This is a genomic window from Hohaiivirga grylli (assembly GCF_039655745.1).
Lineage (GTDB): Bacteria > Pseudomonadota > Alphaproteobacteria > Rhizobiales > Beijerinckiaceae > Hohaiivirga > Hohaiivirga grylli.
Genome location: NZ_JBBYXI010000001.1, coordinates 668,391 through 687,933 on the forward strand (window position 1 = coordinate 668,391; position 19,543 = coordinate 687,933).

Here is a 19,543-nt window from a genome sequence, read left to right on the forward strand (position 1 = left end):
TGACAGGCAATTCTGTTGAGCGTTTAATGAGTGGCATTTTCGACGGCAATGGACAAGAGCCTTTTTAAATATATCTGGCAACATTCTAAACGCGAACAGCTGTTGATTTGCGCAGTTGTTTTGCTGTCCTTGCCATTCTACTACCTGTCTCTTGATCTCCCGCGACGAATTGTCAATGAGGCGATACAGGGCGGAGCCTTTAAACATGGCAATGAGACGGTTCCATTCCTTGCCATTTCTTTTGATCTGCCGACATGGCTGGGCGGGGCACATATCAATCTTTTTGACGGGCTGACCGTTGGGCGTATTGAACTGCTGCTTGGCCTGTCTTTATCATTTCTTTTTTTCGTTCTTATCAACGGTGCGTTCAAGTACTGGATTAACCTTGCCAAGGGCGCTCTTGGTGAACGGATGCTCAGGCGAATGCGTTTTGAGCTGTTCAACCTTGTTTTGCGGTTCAGCCCTGAGTATCTGAAACAGGCAAAATCAGCAGAGACTGCAACAATTATCAAAGATGAAGTTGAGCCAATTGGTGGTTTTATTGGTGATGCTTTTATTCTGCCAATGTTTCTTGGGGCTCAGGCTGCAACGGCTTTGATGTTTATCATCCTGCAAAGTACATGGCTTGGTCTGATGGCTGCAGGGATAGTTTTGATCCAGATTATTATCATTCCGCGGTTGCGTCGAAAGCTTCTGGTTCTTGGACGGAAGCGACAGCTGGTATCTCGCAGGTTTGCGGGCCGTATCGGTGAGGTTTTTGATGGGCAGCAGGCCGTTCGTCTGCATAATACCGAGGATTGGGAACGGGCAGATATCGGTGACCGTCTCTATTCACTGTTTGACATCCGTTATCGTATTTACAAGCGCAAATTTGTTGTCAAATTTCTGAACAATCTGCTGGCACAGATGACCCCATTTCTATTCTATGCAATTGGTGGTTATTTTGCTGTAACCGGACGTATGGATATCGGTCAGCTGGTCGCTGTTATTGCAGCCTATCGTGATCTGCCTCCGCCATTGAAAGAGCTGATTGACTGGGATCAGCAGCGTTTGGATGTTCAGGTTAAATATGATCAGGTTGTTCAGCAGTTTGCACCTGAACATCTTCTGCCAGAGCCGGTATCGACAATAAGTCTGGATGCAAAGATTGAATTCGGTTCTCCGCTTAAAATCGATGATCTCAGCATATCCGACGCACAAAGCCTGCCAATTTTGAGCAAGATATCTTTTGACGTTCCTCTGCATCAGCGGATTGCTGTTACTGGGCAGTCTCTGCAGACGTCTGCATTCGTTGATGCTCTTTCCCAGCCTGAACAACTGGCGATTGGTTCGATCATGGCTGGTAATGTTGAACTGACAAGTTTGCCGCGTGCTATTCGTGCCCGGAAAATCGGGTGTGTCAATGCCGATCCAATCCTCTTTCCGGGAACAATCAGGGACAATCTTGTTTATGGTCTGAAAGCACGGCAGATTAAGGATGGCGAGGAAACAGAGCGCCTGAAAATAAAACGCCAGACAGAGGCCAGAAAAACAGGAAATCCACTCGTGAAGGCGGATGATGAGTGGGTTGATTATGAGCTGGCAGGCGTTTCAAGCAGTGAAGAGCTTGATCGCATATTGCTGGAGCAGCTACACGCGATTGGGATGGGTGAGGATATCTATCGGTTTGGTCAGTACCAGTCTTTTGACCCGGAGCGTTATCCAAATTTTGCAGATCGACTGATTAAGGCGCGTGAACTGCTGTACCAACGGCTTGAACAGGATCAGAATACACATCTGGTCGAGTTTTTTGACTGCGAGAAATATAATACACAGGCAACGATTGCTGAGAATGTGCTGTTTGGTGTCCCGACAAAAAATAGTCTTCAGGGAGCAGGCCTGGCGGAAGATGATGGTTTCCGAAAAGTTTTACGTAAAGAAAAGCTTTTCGACACATTGGTTGATTTGGGAGCCAATATTGCAGAAACAATGGTTGAGCTATTCCGTGATCTGCCTCCCGGGCATCCGCTCTTTGAACAGTTTTCTTTTGTCAGTGCGGATGAACTAGAGGAATATGCCACAATTGTTCAGCACTGGAACAACCGTCGCCGGAATGTAAACAATGCTGCCAGAACACAGCTTATCGGGCTGGCCCTGAATTATATTGAGCCACGTCATCGTTTTGGTTTACTGGATGAAACTTTGAAAGAACGCCTGGTTCAGACCAGAGTAGCTTTCCGCGAGACTTTGGAAGAAAGCGGAAGTAACAGCATTGAGTTCTATGACAGGAATGAGATCTGCTCGGCTGCACCTCTGCGCGATAATATCCTTTTTGGTAAAATCAATCTTGTAATTGCGGATGCGCAGCGGTTGGTTGCCAATGCTATTCACATTGTCATTGAAGAACTTGAGCTACGCCATCCTGTTGAGCGGCTTGGTCTGAATCATCAGGTCGGGGTATCAGGCCGGCTTCTGACAGCACAACAGAGAGTTGGTGTTGATCTGGTCCGTAACCTTGTGAAACGTCCTGAAATATTGATTGTTGACCGGGCATTTAGTGCCTTCGCATCCCCACAACAGGAAATTCTGCGGGCATTCCTGCAACAGAAAAGCAAGGAATTCAACGCAACCCTAATTATGGTCATAACGGAACAAAGCGGCTTGTCAGGGTTTGATTTTGTTGTAAACCTATCTACGAATGAAGCGCATGTGGAAGCTGTTCCCTATGCGACACAGTTGGACAATGTGGCCCCACTGATAGCTGGTTAGTTTTGAGTGGTTTGTTGGAAAGGGCGTGTCGGCATGTCTGAAGGGATGCCAAAGACTCTTGAAGCTGAGGTGTCTGCTTTGCAGCGTATCCCTATGTTTCAGGGTGTCGATGCCAAGCGTCTTAAACTGCTTGCCTTTGCGTCTGAGCGTATCAGCTTCTCGGTGGGACAGAAACTCTTCTCGCAGGGTGATCCATCTGATTTTGCCTATGTTATTTTAGAAGGCAGTGCTGATATCTTCATCAATGGCCATGAGGGTATGGTCAAGGTCGCGCAATTCACAGAGCATCAGATGGTCGGTGAAATGGGGATTCTGACCAGAAACCCCCGCTCTGCAACTGTTATTGCAGCTTCGCCAATGACGGTTCTGCGCATCAACAAGGATGTCTTTTTTGAACTGACAAGCCATTTCCCTCAGATGGGCATGGCTGTGATGGTTGAGCTGGCAGTTCGGCTTGAACAGAGCAATGCACGTCTTGTCGAATTTCTGACCAAGTAACGTCAGACAGCTTAAAACTGGACGCCATGATTTCGCGCCGAAACTCTAAACAGACAAATTCTTTTCGGGCGACATTGCTTCAGGCAGGGGGAATGCGTTACCAATGGTGGACGCCTGAGTTCTGGCGAATGGTGTCCGGGCTTATTCTTTTCAGTTTTGCCCTGACACATTTTCTTAATCATGCACTTGGCCTCATATCGCTGGATGTTATGATGTACGTGCAGGATTGGCGCCGGGGGTTCTGGCGTTCCTGGCCAGGAACATTTTTACTGGCCGGTGCATTTCTCACGCATATCAGTCTTGCCTTATGGAAAATTGCCAAGAGACGCACATGGCGTATGCCTGTCGTTGAGGCTGTCCAGATTATATCCGGTCTGGCGATACCGATTATGGGAGCCGGGCATGTCTTCAATACAAGGGTTGTCCATTCGCTCTATGGATTTGATGACAATTATGCTGTCATTCTTAATGCGATCAAAATGGGTGCAGGCTGGAAGCAGTCGATCTTTCTGATTGTTGTCTGGGTTCACAGCACGATTGGCCTTAACCACTGGTTGCGAAGCAAGGTATCATATCCGAACTGGTCTCCTGTTTTCTGGACATTGTCTCTGCTTATTCCAAGCCTTGCTCTTTCTGGCTGGGTTGAGGGTGCGAGACAGGTATCCTACGGGATGACAGAGCAGCAAATATTGTCGCCCCAGATGGCAACCGCCAAAGAGGCCATGTACAACACGGCACATCTGACAATATGGGTCATATTTGGTGCCTTTGTCCTGATGATCCTTTTTGCGCGACTGCTTGACTGGATTAAGGCAGGACCGGTTATTTCCTTTGCGGATGGCAGCAAGGTGCAAGCGCCTGCTGGTGCAACACTTCTGGAAATCAGCCGTCTTGGCAAAACATCCTTTGCAGCAGTCTGTGGCGGACGTGGCCGCTGCACGACATGCCGGTGTCTCATCACATCCGGTGCAGAGACGCTTCCGGCTCCTACGGGAGCAGAGCTGGCTGCGCTTGAGCGCATGGATCACCCGGAAAACATCCGGCTGGCTTGCCAGATTAAACCGGTTCAGCCGCTGAGTGTGCGTCCTCTCATGCCCGTCCGTAAAGCGGAGCGTCCGGCGAGTGAGTTTGATGCCATGCGCTGGGGTGTAGAGCAGCGTATCACTGTGATGTTTGTGGATTTGCGAGGCTTTACCTCGTTGGCTGAACGGCTTTATCCCTTCGACTCTATTTTTTTACTGAACCGCTTTTTTGAAGTGATGGCAGCACAGGTTGAAAGGCACAATGGTATTGTCGATAAATATCTGGGTGATGGCTTTATGGCTCTGTTTGGCATGCGTGGCAGTATGGGTAATGGCAGTAAGAATGCCATACTCGCGGCTCAGGGTATGCTTGCAGCATTAGAGCAGACCAATGAAGAGTTCCGCATGGCGATTGGTGAATCTCTGCGTATGGGTATTGGTGTTCATACGGGGCGTGCTGTTCTTGGACGTGTCGGAGATCTGAAGTCGGGCGCAATGACTGCATTGGGGGACAGCGTTAATGTTGCGGCGCGTCTGGAAAACCTGAATAAGGAATTTAATTCAGAGCTGATTGTCTCAGATTCTGCCCTGTCCTCCTCCGGCCTTCCTCTGGATGGCTGGGAGCATCAGGAAGTTGAACTTCGCGGCCGTGACAGCGTGATTACCATTTATATTGCACGAGCCAGTGCAGCTGGGGCTTAAGCATATTCATTTTGACTCTGGGCAAAGGTTCAATATGCTGAACCTGCCCGTTTCGTAAATAGCCCTTAAACTCCATAAGATCATGAATTTTCTTGCTCATTCCTGATGGCTCAATATCCTGACAGAGTAGCCAGTGGGAGTATTCAGCATGATAAAATTGCATGGTATCATTCCGCCCGTCGCCTCCATTGTTACAGCGGATGGCGCGCTTAATCCCAAAGGAATGCAGAATATGATCGATGCCCTGATCACCGGGGGTGTACACGGTCTGTTTTTCTTGGGGAGTGCATCTGAAGTGATGCATATGACAGACAAGCTTCGTCAGGAAGTCCTTGAGCTTTCAGTTGCACATACCAATAAGCGTTTGCCAGTTCTGGTTGGTGCAATCGGATGTGGGACGCAATCGGTTATTGAGTATGCGCAGGCTGCTGAACGTGCCGGAGCTGATGGTCTGGTTCTCCTGAACCCATATTATTCAGCAATGCCGGAAGAAGCTCTGTTCAAGCACTTCGCCCGTATCATGGATAAGGTTTCCATTCCGGCTGTTATTTACAATCTGCCGATGGCAACAAATCAGTCGATGTCACCAGCATTCATCAAGCGTCTGGCAATGGAAATCCCTTCAATCATTGGCTGTAAGGATACGGTCGATACATTCGGGCATCTGCGGGAACTGCTGTTGACAATCAAACCAGAGCGTCCTGACTTTGCAATCTTCTCCGGGTTTGATGAATATCTGCTTGATACCCTACTGCTGGGTGGTGAAGGCTGCGTCCCGGCCAGTGCAAACTTTGCACCGCATCTGACTGTTGGCCTTTATGAAGCTTTCCAGAAGAAGGACTGGGATAGCATCGTCAAACTTAACCGCAAGGTCGGTATTGCATCCAAGCTCTATACAATGGGCCCTCCATTCTATGGCGCAATGAAGGAAGCCGCCCGTCAGGCTGGTGTTGATATTACAACAGATGTTCTGGCACCTGCATTGCCTGCTGATGATAAGATTAAACAGGCTGTAAAAGAGCTGCTCGCAAAACTTCAAGATTAAGAGCAGACAAAAAAGGGCAGCTAAAGCTGCCCTTTTTAAATACCTTATCAGAAGGCTTTAAATGTAATGATTGTATGGGTGTCCTGAATGTCAGGTAATGTCTGAACGTTCTTGGCAACGAAGTGCCCGATATCGACATCATCATCGACATGGAATTTGACAAGAATGTCATAATGACCAGCCGTTGAGTAGATTTCGGATGCGATCTCGCGATCAACCAGACTTGTGGCAACCTCATAGGTTTTGCCAAGCTTGCATTTAATCTCAACAAAGAAAGTCTGCATTATACACCTGTCTTATGATATCTTTTAAAAATCATACCCTCTTATGACACGCAAAAAACATGCCGTCACTAGGGAGTACTTACAAGATTATCCAGCTCAGCCAGAAATTTGTCCCGGACACGAGGCCCTTCTGGTTGCTTGTCATTTTTGGGTTGATGGTCTGTCGTTGCAAATACAACGGCGGTACCGTCTTTGTGAACAGCTTCTCCAATAAACCAGCCTGTTCTGAGTCTGTATTGTTTGGCAACACCGCTTCTGTAGGCAACTGTTCCAGTTTTTCCTCTGACAAACCAGCTGTCAGCAGCCTGAAACTGTGGCAGAGAGGCCCATAGTTTTTTGCAGGCTTCTTTTGAGACCGGGAGGTCACATTTAAAGAGCTTAAGAACAAAAGCGGCCTGCTCATCCGGTGAAATCTTCAGTGAGGAATCGATCCATGACTGGGTCAGGCTATTGTTCTTACCCGGGTCGCCAGACACGTCCATATTGCCGTAGTGGAGTTTGCGGATGTAGTCCGTAAAACGTTTCTGTCCAAGCTGCTTGGTAACCTCAAATGAATACCAGAGAATAGAATCTCGTAGCCAGATCTCGGGCGTAACAGTCTTGCCTTTCTTTTTAAAGACGGGCTTATCCTGATCTTGAAGGATACCTGCATCGAAACCAATAAGAGCAAGGATCATCTTAAAGGTTGAAGCTGGGCTGAAACGCTGATCACAGTCACCTTTACGGACGAGTTGTTTACCCGTTAGCGCATCCAGAATAACAGTGCATCCACGGGCTGGAGTGAGTGCTTTTGCATCTGTAACAAAGAACAGACTACTGTTGATCGCGAGGGCGCATAAAAATCCAATCAGTATGTTCCTGCGTTTCATGTTTACCAGCCTTTATAGGATCAGCTATTGCTTCGGCCGACACTGACGTAATGGAAGCCCTGACGCTGCATTTCATCCGGGCGATAGATGTTTCTCAGATCAATCAGAGTTGGGCTCTTCAGCAATGTTTTAACACGCTTGAGATCAAGGGCCCGGAAGGCATCCCACTCGGTGATGATTGCAACCGCATCAGCGCCTTCGAGGCAGCTGTATGGGTCTGGTGCATAATCAATATTGGTCAGAACCTGTTTGGCCTGCTCAACACCTTCAGGATCATAGGCTTTGATTGTGGCACCTGCCTGCTGTAACCGCTGCGCAATAACGATTGATGGTGCGTCTCTCATATCATCTGTGTTCGGCTTGAATGTCAGGCCGAGGAGGGCGATGGTTTTGCCTTTTACTGAGCCGCCACAGGCGGCAATGATTTTATCCGCCATGGCACTCTTGCGGCTCTCGTTGACTTCAACAACAGCTTCAACAATCCGGCTGGGAGCTTCATACTCCTGTGCTGTCTTGATCAGTGCCAGCGTATCTTTCGGGAAGCATGAACCGCCATAACCCGGGCCTGCGTGCAGGAACTTGGAACCAATACGGTTATCAAGACCGATGCCGCGGGCAACATCCTGTACATTGGCACCGACCTTCTCACACAGGTCAGCCATTTCATTGATGAAGGTGATCTTGGTTGCGAGAAATGCATTTGCTGCATACTTCGTGAGTTCAGCTGTGCGGCGGCTTGTCATCAGAATAGGGGCCTGATTGAGATAAAGCGGGCGATAGATTTCGCGCATGACGTCTGCTGCGCGCTCTGTCTCAACACCAATAACAATGCGGTCCGGACGCTTGAAGTCGGAGATGGCGGCACCTTCACGCAGGAATTCCGGGTTTGAGGCCACATCAAAATCTGCATCTGGGTTTGTTTCACGGATAATCTTTTCAACTTCGTCACCTGTTCCGACAGGGACAGTCGATTTATCGACAATAACCGTATAACCCTTCAGGTTCTGAGCGAGTTCGTTGGCTGCTGCGTAAACGTAGGAAAGATCAGCATGGCCGTCGCCACGGCGTGAGGGAGTCCCAACTGCAATGAATGCAGCATTTGTCTCCTGAACAGCCTCACCCAGATTCGTCGTAAAGGAGAGGCGCCCTTCGCGGACGTTTTTGAGCACCAGCTCGGAGAGGCCCGGCTCATAGATCGGAATCTCACCTTTATTCAGTGCTTCAATCTTGGCAGGATTGTTGTCGACACAGATGACATCATGCCCGAAATCAGCAAAACAGGCACCAGATACAAGGCCTACATAACCTGCCCCGATCATTGTGATATGCATATTGGTCTCCCACCAGATGCGTAAACAAAGAAGATAGGGTTTATCTCGCTATCGGAAGACTGGCAACAGTATCAGTGCCGCATCTATTGGAAGATGCTCAGATATTTAATAGCTTGAAAATTTCTTCTGCTCCAGCCATGGGAGAAATCTGGCCACTGGTCAGAGCATTCTCGATATCCGGAATACGTTCTTTCGCTGCAATATTCTCAGCAATGCGCTCCTGAATACGCTCTTCCACCATGGCCCACATCCAGCGAATATCCTGTTTTTGGCGTTTAGTGGATAATTCTCCGGCTGCAGTCATTATTTCATGATGCTTTTCAATATGATGCCACAACTCTTCAAGACCCGCGCCTGTCAGCCCTGATATGGTGACGACAGGTGGTTTCCATTGGGTTGAAGCAGGAGAAAGAATGCGTAAGGCACTCCGGTATTCTGCTGCCGCCGCATCCTGATTGCCTTTCTCATCCGCTTTATTGACGGCAATCATATCAGCGAGTTCGATGATACCTTTCTTGATACCCTGCAGTTCATCACCTGCGCCTGCCAGCATCAGAACCAGAAAGAAGTCTGTCAGATTGGCAACACTGGTTTCTGATTGGCCGACACCGACTGTTTCTATCAAAATGACATCATAGCCAGCCGCTTCACAGAGCAACATGGCTTCGCGGGTTTTGGCCGCAACGCCTCCAAGTGTACCGGCAGAAGGTGAGGGGCGAATGAAAGCATTATCATTGGTTGCCAGTCTGTCCATTCGGGTTTTATCACCCAATATCGCCCCCCCACTATGGGTTGAGCTTGGATCAACGGCAAGCACGGCAACCTTGTGCCCTTTTTCCGTCAGCATTGCGCCCAGACTGTTGATGGTCGTTGACTTCCCGACACCGGGGACTCCCGTTACACCGACACGTATTGCTTTGCCCGTATGCGGCATCAGCTGTCTTAACAGCGTTTGTGCCTCCTGACGGTGATCAGAACGGCGTGACTCGACGAGCGTAATGGCGCGTGCTAATGCGGCCCGATTGCCCTGCAAAATGTCATCTGCGGAAGGGAGGCGTCTTGGAGCTGTGTTCTGTTGTGCCGATGTCTTCGTCATAAGATATATGTACCACGAAGAACAAAATGCTGTAATGCGTCGGATCTGTGCCTTTGGGATAACTACACAGACATGTTTTCTGAATTTCTCTAAGATAAAATTCAGTCATTCTGATGTATCTGACTGTTGTCAAATTATCTGCCATCAGCTTGCCATTATCTGGGTAGATAAGCGCTTTTGTCAGATGACACTGAATAGAAATCAGGTTCACTTCAAATTTTATTATGGCGTTATTTTTAAAATCATTCATTGCTTTGTGCATAGCCTGTATCGGGGCATCATCCGCCTTCGCGCAGGAGGAAGCTCCGGCATTTGCCTCTAACCCGACAGTTCTGGTTTTGACCACCCGCCTGCAAAACGGGGAGCCAATCGTAAAGCCATGGTTTACCGGCCAGCGTGGGATTGGGCTGTCATTCGCGGAAGCGGAGATGACCTCAACCGGGCAATCGGTCATCGGTAAGGTTGCGTCGGCGATCAGCGGTGAATGGTCCGTAGAAAACGTCGATCATGTTGACCGTAAAGAACCTGCGAAGGCTTTTGCCAATGCGGCAATGGGTAAAGATATCCTGCTTTATGTGCATGGTTATCGTGAGACTTTTGAGAGTGCCACAGTCAGTGCAATTCAACTGTCCCAAGGTATTAAATTCCGTGGTGCAACGGCTGTATTTACCTGGCCTTCAGCAGCTGCAACACTTGATTATGGCTATGACAGGGAAAGCGCGATGTGGTCGCGCGACGCGTTGCTGGATGCATTGGTTGCGGCTGCCAAATCCAATAGTGGCGGGCGTATCAATATTGTTGCCCATAGCATGGGAACACTTCTGACCCTTGAAACACTTCGCATGTTCCGGGCGGAAGGCGGTGAATTGCTGATGTCGCGTATTGGTGCGATTGTTCTGGCCTCTCCAGATATTGATATTGACCTGTTCACGCAGGCTGTTGAGCGGCTCGGTCCGGACGCCAAGAAAATTACGGTCATTTCATCAACAAAAGATCGTGCGTTGGCCTTATCCAGCCAGCTGGCTGGCGGTATTGTCCGTGCAGGTGCTGCCAACCGTGACAGGCTTGAGGAATTAGGTGTCCGTGTTGCAGATGCTTCCGCTTTTGGCAGTGGTATTATCAATCACGATCTCTTCCTGAGTAACAAGGATGTCCAGCAGGTTATTCGACGGGCAATTGATCGCGAAAAGTAATAATGAAAACGCCACTGTCTTCAGTGGCGTTTTGTTTAATAGATAGCCCTGATTGTCTGGCTGACTTTGTCTACAATCTCGCCAATATGATTCTCATCCATGATGAGTGGTGGTGAGAGGGCGATGGTGTCCCCGGTAATCCGAATGAGAATATCAGCTTTATTAAAGCTGTGTTCCATTGCTTCAAAACCACTGATACCGGGTTTGTCTTTGGGCAGGAGATCAATCCCGGCAGCCAGTCCGACAACACGAATATCCTGAACCTGTGGGATATTCTGTAATGTCATAATGGCACTGGCCCATGTGTTCTCAAGACCTTTTGCCTTTTCGAAAAGCCCTTCGGATTTATAGAGAGAAAGGGTTGCCAGAGCGGCAGCACATGCAAGAGGATGAGCGGAATAGGTATAGCCATGAAACAGCTCTACCATGTGCTCTGGTCCTGTCATCAGTGCATCGTAGAGTTTGGCTCGCGTGATAACACCACCCATGGGAACCGTGCCGGAATTGACGGCCTTGGCGAAAGTGATCATATCGGGCTGCACGTTATAGCGATTGGCTGCAAAGGCACTTCCCAGACGCCCGAAACCTGTGATGACTTCATCGAAAATAAGAAGGATGTTGTGCTTGTCACAGATGCTGCGCAAGCGCTCAAGATATCCTTTCGGTGGCGGAAGTACGCCCGTAGAGCCAGCCATTGGTTCAATAATGACGGCTGCAATTGTTGAGGCATCATGCAGGGCAATAATCTGCTCAAGATTATCTGCCAGATGAGCACCCCACTCCGGCTCGCCTTTGGTGAAAGCCTGCTCACTTCTGTTGTAAGTGTGGGGAAGGTGGTCAACTCCATTGAGCATTGGGCCGAAGGTTTTGCGGTTGCTGACAATACCGCCAACAGAAATACCGCCAAAGCCAACACCATGATAACCACGCTCCCGTCCTATGAACCGTGTCCGTTGACCTTCACCTTTGGCACGCCAATATGCCAGAGCAATTTTAAGAGCAGTATCGACGGCTTCAGATCCTGAGTTGGTGAAGAAAACCTGATTAAGGTCGCCGGGCGCCAGTTCGACAATTCTGGTGGCTAGTTTAAAGGCATCCGGATGTCCGAACTGGAAGGGTGGCGCATAATCAAGGGTGAGGGCTGCATTTTGTATGGCGGAGACGATGGGCTCGCGTGCATGTCCGGCATTGCAGCACCAGAGGCCAGAGGTACCATCAATAATCTGCCTCCCGTCATGGGAAGTGTAATGCATATCCTTGGCCGCAGATATGATCCGTGGATTTTTCTTGAAAGAGCGGTTTGCCGTAAATGGCATCCAGAAAGCATCAAGGTTATTGGGCAGATTGGTCGACATGTTTCTCTCCCTTAGAGAGCGTAGCCTGACCAAAAAAACAGGAACCGCCTAGCAAGCTTTAAGTCTTACAAACTTGGCTGTTTGGGTTGGGAGCAGGGCATTATTCTGGGAAAATCTGAGTTTAGCTTCCTCTTTCCAGTAATATCATGTGATGTGAGGTTCCGTTTGCAATGCATTCGGGCTAATAAGCGTACAGATAATTATTCACCGCACTGAAACAGAATGGCATCTGACATGGCAACGCAAAACACCGCACCGGTTATCTCAGGTATTGAGGCGCTGGCAGATAATTATGATGTGTTTCTTTGTGACGTATGGGGCGTACTCCATAATGGCGTACACTCGTTTGCACCTGCGGTTGATGCACTCGTGCGGTTTCGCAAAAAAGGTGGGACTGTTGTTCTGGTTTCCAATGCACCACGTCCGGGCCGTTATGTACTGCCACAGCTCGAGCAGCTGGGTGTTACCAAAGACGCCTTTGATGCGATTATGACATCTGGCGATATCAGCCGGGAAGCTGTTGAGGAACGCTCTGGCCAGACGGTATACCATATTGGCCCAGAACGTGACCTGTCTCTCTACAATGACACCGATACCATACAGGCTCCTTTGGAAGAGGCCGATTACATTGTTTGTACGGGCCTTTTTAATGATGAGACGGAAACCGTTGAGAATTACCGGGAAACGCTTGATGTTGCCCGCCGTCGTAATCTTTGGATGCTGTGTGCCAATCCTGATCTGGTTGTAGATCGGGGCAACAAGCTCATTGTCTGTGCTGGTTCGATCGCCGCCGCTTATGAAAGTATGGGGGCTGATGTTTACTGGGCAGGCAAGCCGCATCGTCCAATTTATGAGAAAGCGATCAACAGAGCCGCTGATATACTTGAACATCCTGTTGAGAAAAAACGTGTTATGGCGATTGGTGATGCCATTCGTACTGATATTGCCGGTGCTGTAAATTTTGGCATAGATGCGCTGATGGTTGCACGTGGCATTCATGGGCACGAGCTTGGTGTAGATGCCGGAGATGCCTTAATCCCTGAGCGCGCAATAGAATGGCTGTCTAAACAGGCGATACAGCCAACGGCGATTATTGATTACCTTTCATGGTAGGGTTGGCCCAGCTTTTTGATATATCTGATGGGCTTGGAATAGCTTGTCTATAAACGGTTTCAGCTATTAGTTTGAGAATCTAAAGTCGCATTGCAGAAGCCTCCAATAAACCTAGCTTTCTAAGAGAGGTGTATGGGAGGATTATCTTGTGACTGTCGAACGATCGGCTGGAATAGCCAATCTACCGACATTATATTTTGAAGATCTGGCAATTGGACAATTCGCCAGCGTTGTCAGTACTGTGTCAGAGCTCGATATTATCAGTCTGGAGAATATCGAGAAATCAGAGTTTCCCGATGAGAATACAGCTTTCTGTCAGTCAGAGTTCTATACGGATCGTTTGAGGTTCGGGCAGCATGTTGCTCATGGTGCCTTTACATCCAATCTGGTTACCGCTCTCATTTCAACTCAGTTACCGGGTGTTGGCGGTATATATCTTTCTCAGACATTCCAATATCTTGCGCCAGTTTCCGTTGGGGATTTGGTGACCGCCCGTGTCGAGATCATTGAATTAATAGAAGCCCGTAAGAGGGTAAGACTGTTTTGTGAATGTCTGCGCGATTACTCGCCGGTTCTTGAGGGTGAAGCATGGATTGCCATGATGTCTCGGCCAGATGGTCATTTAACTTAAGATAAGACTTCTGTGGCTGCGGCCGGTAACTATGCCGGATAGTCGAATACGAATTGTATCTTTAGGGGTTGGGAATCTCGTAAAATGATTTTATGTATACGGCTCGCGCCGTATTAAGCATACGCGCCTCACGGTTACACGAGATTGAAAGAGACGGTCGTGTCAGAACAACGGCTAACAGTTGTATGCGATAATGAATTGCCCCCTGAAAATCTCATGGGCGCCTATGTTGCAATTGGCAATTTCGATGGTCTTCATCGTGGGCATCAGTATCTGATTAAAACAATGGAAGAGCGGGCACGGAATGCTGGAAAAGCTGCGACCGTTCTGACGTTTGAGCCGCATCCAAGGGCATTTTTTCGGCCTGAAGAAACTTTCTTCCGGCTAACTGCGCCAGAGGTTAAAGAGGTGATTTTAAAAAGGCTGAATATTGATGGTCTGTTCATTAAGGCCTTCAACCAGCAGCTTGCATCCAAAACTGCTCCGCAATTTATGGATATGGTTCATCAGGATATGAAAATTGGCGGTGTTGTTGTCGGCCATGATTTCCATTTTGGCAAAGGGCGGGAAGGTACACCTGAAAAGCTTAAGCAGCTTTGCGCAGAGCGCGGGATGGACTGTCTGGTTGTTGAGCCTCTGCTCGAAAAATCTGAGGTTGTTTCCTCCAGTGCCATTCGAACTGCGCTGACGGAAGGCAATGTGCAGCTTGCGAATAACCTGCTGGGTTATCGCTGGTTTATCCGCAGTACGGTTGTTCATGGTGCAAAACGCGGTAGAGAGCTTGGCTTTCCAACCGCTAATCTTGAGCTGGAACAGGGCTGTACATTACGTCACGGCGTTTACAGTGTCAGGGCCAGAGTTTCGGGTGGTCAGATCATTGATGGCGTTGCAAGCTTTGGCAAGCGGCCGATGTTTGATAACGGTAAGCCACTGCTTGAGGTCAATCTGTTTAATTTCAATAATGATTTATATGGGCAGGTTATGGATGTTGAATTTATCGGATGGGTTCGCCCGGAAGAAAAATTTGACAGTCTGGAGACTTTGATTGCGGCTATTAACGCTGATGCCAGAATAGCGCAGGAACAGATTGCGCAAGCAAATGAATTGTCTATGATTGCCGGATAATTCGCGGAATCCTCTTTATTCCTGCAGTTGGCACTGCTAAGAGCAAGGCATGTTCGTGTTACAGAGATATACAGGCAAAAAACCGCACACCTATGTGCCCCGAATTATTGGCCCGGCCTTCATCATCTGATGAGGGTCCGGGATATTGTATTTCGCTTGTATACTGACACTTCGCCTCAATATTGTTCTCGCAATAATGATCTGCTCGAGGACCAAGAAAACTGAGGCACATTTTGGGCTTAACCAATGACCGATAAAAACGCTGCTACACGAGATTATTCTGAAACCCTGTTTCTGCCGCAGACAGAATTCCCGATGCGGGCTGGCCTGCCACAGCGCGAGCCTTTGCTGCTCGAACGTTGGAATAATATTGGCCTTTATCAGAAGCTTCGTGAAACCGGTAAAGGGCGTCACCGCTTTGTGCTTCATGATGGCCCTCCCTATGCCAACGGTAACATCCACACCGGGCATGCACTCAATAAGGTTCTGAAGGATATGGTCGTCAAATCACAGCAGATGCTGGGCTTTGACTCTAACTATGTTCCGGGGTGGGATTGTCACGGTCTGCCAATTGAGTGGAAGATCGAAGAAGAATACCGTGCCAAAGGCAAGAACAAGGATGAAGTTCCGGTTGTTGAGTTTCGCCGTGAATGCCGTGCCTTTGCCCGTAAATGGATTGATATCCAGCGTGAGGAATTCAAGCGTCTTGGTATCATTGGTGATTGGGATCACCCATATGAAACCATGGACTATAAGGCCGAAGCGCAGATTGCCCGTGAGCTGATGAAGTTTGCGATGAGCGATCAGCTTTATCGCGGTTCCAAGCCTGTTATGTGGTCCCCGGTTGAGAAGACTGCTCTGGCAGAGGCCGAAGTTGATTATGCCGAGAAGGTTTCACCAACAATCTGGGTTGCCTTTCCGGTGGTTAAGACAACCGATGCCGAATTGAAAGATGCCCGTGTTGTCATCTGGACCACGACGCCATGGACCATCCCTGCTAACCGCGCCATTGCATATGGTCCGGAAATCAAATACGGCCTGTATAAAGTTACAGAAGCTGCTGATGATAATTGGGCCCGTGTTGGCGATACTTTCGTGCTAGCTGATACTCTGGCTGAAAGCGTTTTTGCCAGTGCGCGTGTCGAGAAGTTTGAACGTCTGCGTGATGTTGATCCGGCCGTGATTGAACTGGTTGCTCACCCGTTCCGCAGTGTTGCTGGTGCTGAGGGTTATTGGGACTACAATGTTCCGATGCTTCCAGCCGATTATGTGACAGATGATGCAGGTACGGGCTTTGTTCATACGGCACCAGGCCATGGTGCAGATGACTATATGCTCTTCGTGAAGAACCGGGCAGCTTTCGCCGCCTGTGGTTTGGAAACCGTTCCGCATACGGTTGCAGAAGATTCATCCTACTTCCCGCATATCCCGTTATTCCAGGGGCTGCGTATTCTGGATGAAAAGGGTAAAGATGGCGGAACTAATGAAGCCGTGATGGCCAAGCTGGTTGAGGTTGGAGCGCTTGTTGCTCGTGGCCGCGTCAAGCATGACTATCCGCACTCCTGGCGTTCAAAGGCTCCGATTATCTTCCGCAATACACCACAGTGGTTCATTGCGATGGATAAGCCGATTGAAGGTGATCAGAAGACACTGCGTGAGCGCGCTCTGACAGCGATCAAGACTGTTGAGTGGATTCCGGCAAGTGGTGAAAATCGTATCACGGGTATGATTGAAAACCGTCCTGACTGGGTTGTCTCGCGCCAGCGCGCATGGGGTGTGCCAATAACAGTCTTTGTCCGCAAGTCTGATGGTGAAATTCTGAAAGACGAGCGTGTTAATGAAGCTATTGCAGCCGCCTTTGAAAAGCAGGGTGCAGATGCCTGGTACCTTGATACGGATGGCAAGGATTTCCTCGCTGCCTTTGGCTATAACCCTGAAGACTTTGAGAAGGTCACTGATATTCTCGATGTCTGGTTCGATTCCGGATCAACCCATACATTTGTCGTCGAAAAACGTGATGACCTGAAAACCAAACGTAAGGTTGAGGGTGGCTCCGATACCGTGATGTATCTTGAAGGCTCTGACCAGCATCGCGGCTGGTTCCACTCATCACTGCTTGAGTCATGCGGCACACGTGGCCGCGCACCGTATGATGTTGTGCTGACCCACGGCTTCCTTCTCGACGAGAAGGGCCAGAAGATGTCCAAGTCAATCGGTAATACCGTATCTCCTCAAAAGGTGATTGCTGACTCTGGTGCAGATATCCTGCGTCTGTGGGTTGCCGCATCTGATTATTCGGACGATGTGAAAGTCGGCCCCGGCATCTTGAAGAACTTTGTCGAAGTTTACCGTAAGTTGCGTAATACGGTTCGCTGGATGCTGGGTTCATTGCATCACTTTAATGAAGCTGACCGTGTTGCCTATGATCAGCTGCCAGAGCTTGAGCGCTTTATCCTTCATCGTCTGAGCGAGCTGGATGTTGAAATCCGTGAAGCTTATGCCGCTTTTGACTACAAGCGTGTTGTGGCTCTGCTGACCAACTTCATGACAGGTGATCTGTCTGCCTTCTACTTTGATATCCGCAAGGACACACTCTATTGCGATCCGAAGTCGAGCCTTGTCCGTAAAGCAACACTCAGCGTCATTGATGAAACATTCCGTCGCGTTGTCCGCTGGATATCGCCAATCCTCAGCTTCACAGCTGAAGAAGCCTGGCTTGATCGTTATCCATCAGAGAGCGGTTCTGTTCATCTTGAAACATTTGAACCAACACCAGATAACTGGGAAAACAAGGTGATTGCAGCCCGTTGGGCTAAAATCCGTAAGGTTCGTCGTGTTGTGACCGGTGCTCTCGAAATTGAACGTGCCAGTAAACGTATTGGTGCAAGTCTTGAAGCTGCACCGAAGGTTTACATTTCTGATGCTGAGTTGCTTCAGTCCGTACAGGGGCTGGACTTTGCAGAGATCTGCATCACGTCCGGTATCGAAGTTCTTGAGGGTGAAGGCCCTGCAGATGCCTTCCGGGCTGAAGATGTTCGTGGTGTGGCTGTCGTCTTCGCTCCGGCTGTTGGTACAAAATGTGCGCGTTCCTGGAAAATTCTGGAAGAGGTTGGCTCTGACCCGGATTATCCGGATGTCACATTGCGCGATGCTGCTGCCTTAAGAGAGTGGGATGCTGAAAGGAAGAGCGCCTGATGGGTTTCTCTGCTGCCGCAAGGGCTGGTTTTCTTTGGGCTTTTCTGACCCTGTTGGCTGATCAGGCTTCAAAGCTCTACCTGTTGTTCATTTATGAACTGCCTTTGCGGTATCCGCTGATGATCAGCCGTATGCTTGATCTGACAGTTGAGTGGAACCGCGGCGTTTCTTATGGAATGTTCCAGCAGGAGGGAGAGGTCGGTCGCTGGGGGCTGATCGTTATTTCCGTTATTGCGGCAATTGGTCTGAGTATTTGGATGGGACGCGTTAAAACCCATTTATTGGCTGTTTCTCTTGGGCTGATTGTAGGTGGTGCTATCGGTAATGCGATCGACCGGATTGCATATGGTGCTGTATTTGATTTTGTTTATTTTCATGTTGGCACGTTTTCGTGGTATGTGTTTAATATAGCGGACGCTGCAATCGTGGCAGGCGTTGTCGGGCTTTTGTATGATGCCTTCGTTCTTGAAAAGAGACGGGCAGAAAAGTGAAGTCTGTTGCAACTTTTGTGACGTACAGCATAGAGTGACTTTGTTTCCTTCTGGTCACCGCCTTATGATAGCCACGTTAAGAGGGCAGGGTGTGTGGGTGGATCAACCGGGACGATGATGACAATGAATGGTTTTAAGGGTTTGCGCTTTTCGCACCTCACATTTGCAAGTTTGCTGGCGATTGCTGCCTGTGGCCTGACATCTGAGGTACGTGCGCAAGAAGAGGGCGAATTTTTCAAAAATGCTCTCGGCAAGATGGGGTTCATTCCAGAAGATAAGCCGCCGATCGATTATCGTGAGCGCGCTCCCCTCGTTATTCCAAAGGGCGCTGCCCTGCCACCACCTGTTGAGGGCGGTTATGGCGAACGCCGTATGTCAAACTGGCCGGATGATCCGGATGTCCGCGCAGAGCGCGAGCGCGCTGAAGCTGCTGTTCGCCCTCGGACACAGACAGACGAATGGCGCGCCAATCAGGGTGATGCCCGTCTTCCGGCTGAAAAGCTGAAGGCCAAGCGTTCTGCTGGACGCGACCCGAATGATCGCTCTCCCGTCAACGCACCAGCTAAAGATATGAACTCTGCAGGCTGGATGTCACCTGACCAGCTGAAAGAAGCAGGTTCCAATTACCGTAATAATGAAACGGCACCTGGCGAAGAGCCAACGCGTAATACGCTGACTGATCCGCCAACGGGTTATCGTAAAGCTGCCGGTGGCGGTAAGATTGTACCGACATACGATCCGCCGGATACAATGGATCCATCCAGCCCATATTACATGGAACATATGCGTCGTAAGCAGAACCAGTAATTTTATGGTATGAATTTTAAAAGGCACGATAGTTAGAC

Annotated in this window: 16 protein-coding genes; 11 read left to right on the plus strand and 5 right to left on the minus strand. The window is 49.1% G+C overall.

The genetic code is table 11. The annotated features are described in order from the left end of the window. Positions 1-30: 30 nt before the first annotated feature. From WJT86_RS02885 to WJT86_RS02900, 4 genes are all read left to right on the plus strand, one after another. Complete coding sequence (locus WJT86_RS02885; protein ID WP_346335982.1) at positions 31-2,748, plus strand: ABC transporter ATP-binding protein/permease; 2,718 nt, start codon at positions 31-33, stop codon at positions 2,746-2,748. A 33-nt stretch (positions 2,749-2,781) separates the two neighbouring features. Further along, positions 2,782-3,246, plus strand: coding sequence for a Crp/Fnr family transcriptional regulator (locus tag WJT86_RS02890; protein WP_346335983.1), 465 nt, complete (start codon positions 2,782-2,784; stop codon positions 3,244-3,246). Positions 3,247-3,338: 92 nt separating this feature from the next. After that, the gene (locus tag WJT86_RS02895; RefSeq protein WP_346335984.1) at positions 3,339-4,970 is read left to right on the plus strand and encodes an adenylate/guanylate cyclase domain-containing protein; all 1,632 of its coding nucleotides are present in this window, start codon (positions 3,339-3,341) and stop codon (positions 4,968-4,970) included. 148 nt (positions 4,971-5,118) lie between these two features. Continuing rightward, positions 5,119-6,015, plus strand: a complete 897-nt coding sequence (locus WJT86_RS02900) for a dihydrodipicolinate synthase family protein (RefSeq protein ID WP_346335985.1) — start codon at positions 5,119-5,121, stop codon at positions 6,013-6,015. A 47-nt stretch (positions 6,016-6,062) separates the two neighbouring features. On the opposite strand, the gene WJT86_RS02905 is transcribed toward WJT86_RS02900, so the two are convergent. The 4 genes from WJT86_RS02905 to meaB all read right to left on the minus strand — a co-directional run bounded on the left by WJT86_RS02905 (position 6,063) and on the right by meaB (position 9,595). Next, positions 6,063-6,299: an Lrp/AsnC ligand binding domain-containing protein gene (locus WJT86_RS02905; protein ID WP_346335986.1), complete on the minus strand. Its 237-nt coding sequence runs from the start codon at positions 6,297-6,299 to the stop codon at positions 6,063-6,065. Positions 6,300-6,367: 68 nt separating this feature from the next. Beyond that, a complete protein-coding gene (locus tag WJT86_RS02910) occupies positions 6,368-7,168 on the minus strand; it encodes a penicillin-binding transpeptidase domain-containing protein (protein WP_346335987.1) in 801 nt (266 codons plus the stop codon). A 20-nt stretch (positions 7,169-7,188) separates the two neighbouring features. Further along, positions 7,189-8,499: a UDP-glucose dehydrogenase family protein gene (locus WJT86_RS02915; protein WP_346335988.1), complete on the minus strand. Its 1,311-nt coding sequence runs from the start codon at positions 8,497-8,499 to the stop codon at positions 7,189-7,191. A 97-nt stretch (positions 8,500-8,596) separates the two neighbouring features. Continuing rightward, positions 8,597-9,595: a methylmalonyl Co-A mutase-associated GTPase MeaB gene (meaB, locus tag WJT86_RS02920; RefSeq protein ID WP_346335989.1), complete on the minus strand. Its 999-nt coding sequence runs from the start codon at positions 9,593-9,595 to the stop codon at positions 8,597-8,599. A gap of 224 nt (positions 9,596-9,819) precedes the next feature. Between meaB and WJT86_RS02925 the strand changes: the two genes are divergently transcribed. After that, complete coding sequence (locus tag WJT86_RS02925; protein ID WP_346335990.1) at positions 9,820-10,788, plus strand: alpha/beta hydrolase; 969 nt, start codon at positions 9,820-9,822, stop codon at positions 10,786-10,788. A 35-nt stretch (positions 10,789-10,823) separates the two neighbouring features. Here WJT86_RS02925 and WJT86_RS02930 read toward each other — a convergent pair whose 3' ends face one another. Next, the gene (locus WJT86_RS02930) at positions 10,824-12,143 is read right to left on the minus strand and encodes an aspartate aminotransferase family protein (protein WP_346335991.1); all 1,320 of its coding nucleotides are present in this window, start codon (positions 12,141-12,143) and stop codon (positions 10,824-10,826) included. A gap of 234 nt (positions 12,144-12,377) precedes the next feature. Here WJT86_RS02930 and WJT86_RS02935 point away from each other — a divergent pair, with 234 nt between their 5' ends. From WJT86_RS02935 to WJT86_RS02960, 6 genes are all read left to right on the plus strand, one after another. Further along, a complete protein-coding gene (locus tag WJT86_RS02935; protein WP_346335992.1) occupies positions 12,378-13,256 on the plus strand; it encodes a TIGR01459 family HAD-type hydrolase in 879 nt (292 codons plus the stop codon). 148 nt (positions 13,257-13,404) lie between these two features. Next, positions 13,405-13,887 carry a MaoC/PaaZ C-terminal domain-containing protein gene (locus WJT86_RS02940; RefSeq protein ID WP_346335993.1) on the plus strand — a complete coding sequence of 161 codons (483 nt, stop codon included), beginning with the start codon at positions 13,405-13,407 and terminating at the stop codon, positions 13,885-13,887. A 159-nt stretch (positions 13,888-14,046) separates the two neighbouring features. After that, the gene (locus WJT86_RS02945; RefSeq protein ID WP_346335994.1) at positions 14,047-15,012 is read left to right on the plus strand and encodes a bifunctional riboflavin kinase/FAD synthetase; all 966 of its coding nucleotides are present in this window, start codon (positions 14,047-14,049) and stop codon (positions 15,010-15,012) included. A 246-nt stretch (positions 15,013-15,258) separates the two neighbouring features. Next, complete coding sequence (gene ileS / locus WJT86_RS02950) at positions 15,259-18,207, plus strand: isoleucine--tRNA ligase (protein ID WP_346335995.1); 2,949 nt, start codon at positions 15,259-15,261, stop codon at positions 18,205-18,207. After that, a complete protein-coding gene (gene lspA / locus WJT86_RS02955) occupies positions 18,207-18,698 on the plus strand; it encodes a signal peptidase II (protein ID WP_346335996.1) in 492 nt (163 codons plus the stop codon). Before ileS ends, lspA begins: the two co-directional genes overlap by 1 nt. A 93-nt stretch (positions 18,699-18,791) precedes the next feature. Next, on the plus strand, positions 18,792-19,505 hold the full coding sequence (locus tag WJT86_RS02960) for a hypothetical protein (RefSeq protein ID WP_346335997.1): 714 nt from the start codon (positions 18,792-18,794) through the stop codon (positions 19,503-19,505). Positions 19,506-19,543 lie beyond the last annotated feature (38 nt).

Excerpts from the sequence above, each read along its gene's own strand:
- WJT86_RS02895 (WP_346335984.1), top strand. The coding sequence starts at position 3,339 with ATGCGTTACCAATGGTGGACGCCTGAGTTCTGGCGAATGGTGTCCGGG.
- WJT86_RS02890 (WP_346335983.1), top strand. The coding sequence starts at position 2,782 with ATGTCTGAAGGGATGCCAAAGACTCTTGAAGCTGAGGTGTCTGCTTTG.
- WJT86_RS02925 (WP_346335990.1), top strand. The coding sequence starts at position 9,820 with ATGGCGTTATTTTTAAAATCATTCATTGCTTTGTGCATAGCCTGTATC.
- lspA (WP_346335996.1), top strand. The coding sequence starts at position 18,207 with ATGGGTTTCTCTGCTGCCGCAAGGGCTGGTTTTCTTTGGGCTTTTCTG.
- ileS (WP_346335995.1), top strand. The coding sequence starts at position 15,259 with ATGACCGATAAAAACGCTGCTACACGAGATTATTCTGAAACCCTGTTT.
- meaB (WP_346335989.1), bottom strand. The coding sequence starts at position 9,595 with ATGACGAAGACATCGGCACAACAGAACACAGCTCCAAGACGCCTCCCT.
- WJT86_RS02930 (WP_346335991.1), bottom strand. The coding sequence starts at position 12,143 with ATGTCGACCAATCTGCCCAATAACCTTGATGCTTTCTGGATGCCATTT.
- WJT86_RS02900 (WP_346335985.1), top strand. The coding sequence starts at position 5,119 with ATGATAAAATTGCATGGTATCATTCCGCCCGTCGCCTCCATTGTTACA.
- WJT86_RS02915 (WP_346335988.1), bottom strand. The coding sequence starts at position 8,499 with ATGCATATCACAATGATCGGGGCAGGTTATGTAGGCCTTGTATCTGGT.
- WJT86_RS02935 (WP_346335992.1), top strand. The coding sequence starts at position 12,378 with ATGGCAACGCAAAACACCGCACCGGTTATCTCAGGTATTGAGGCGCTG.
- WJT86_RS02905 (WP_346335986.1), bottom strand. The coding sequence starts at position 6,299 with ATGCAGACTTTCTTTGTTGAGATTAAATGCAAGCTTGGCAAAACCTAT.
- WJT86_RS02910 (WP_346335987.1), bottom strand. The coding sequence starts at position 7,168 with ATGAAACGCAGGAACATACTGATTGGATTTTTATGCGCCCTCGCGATC.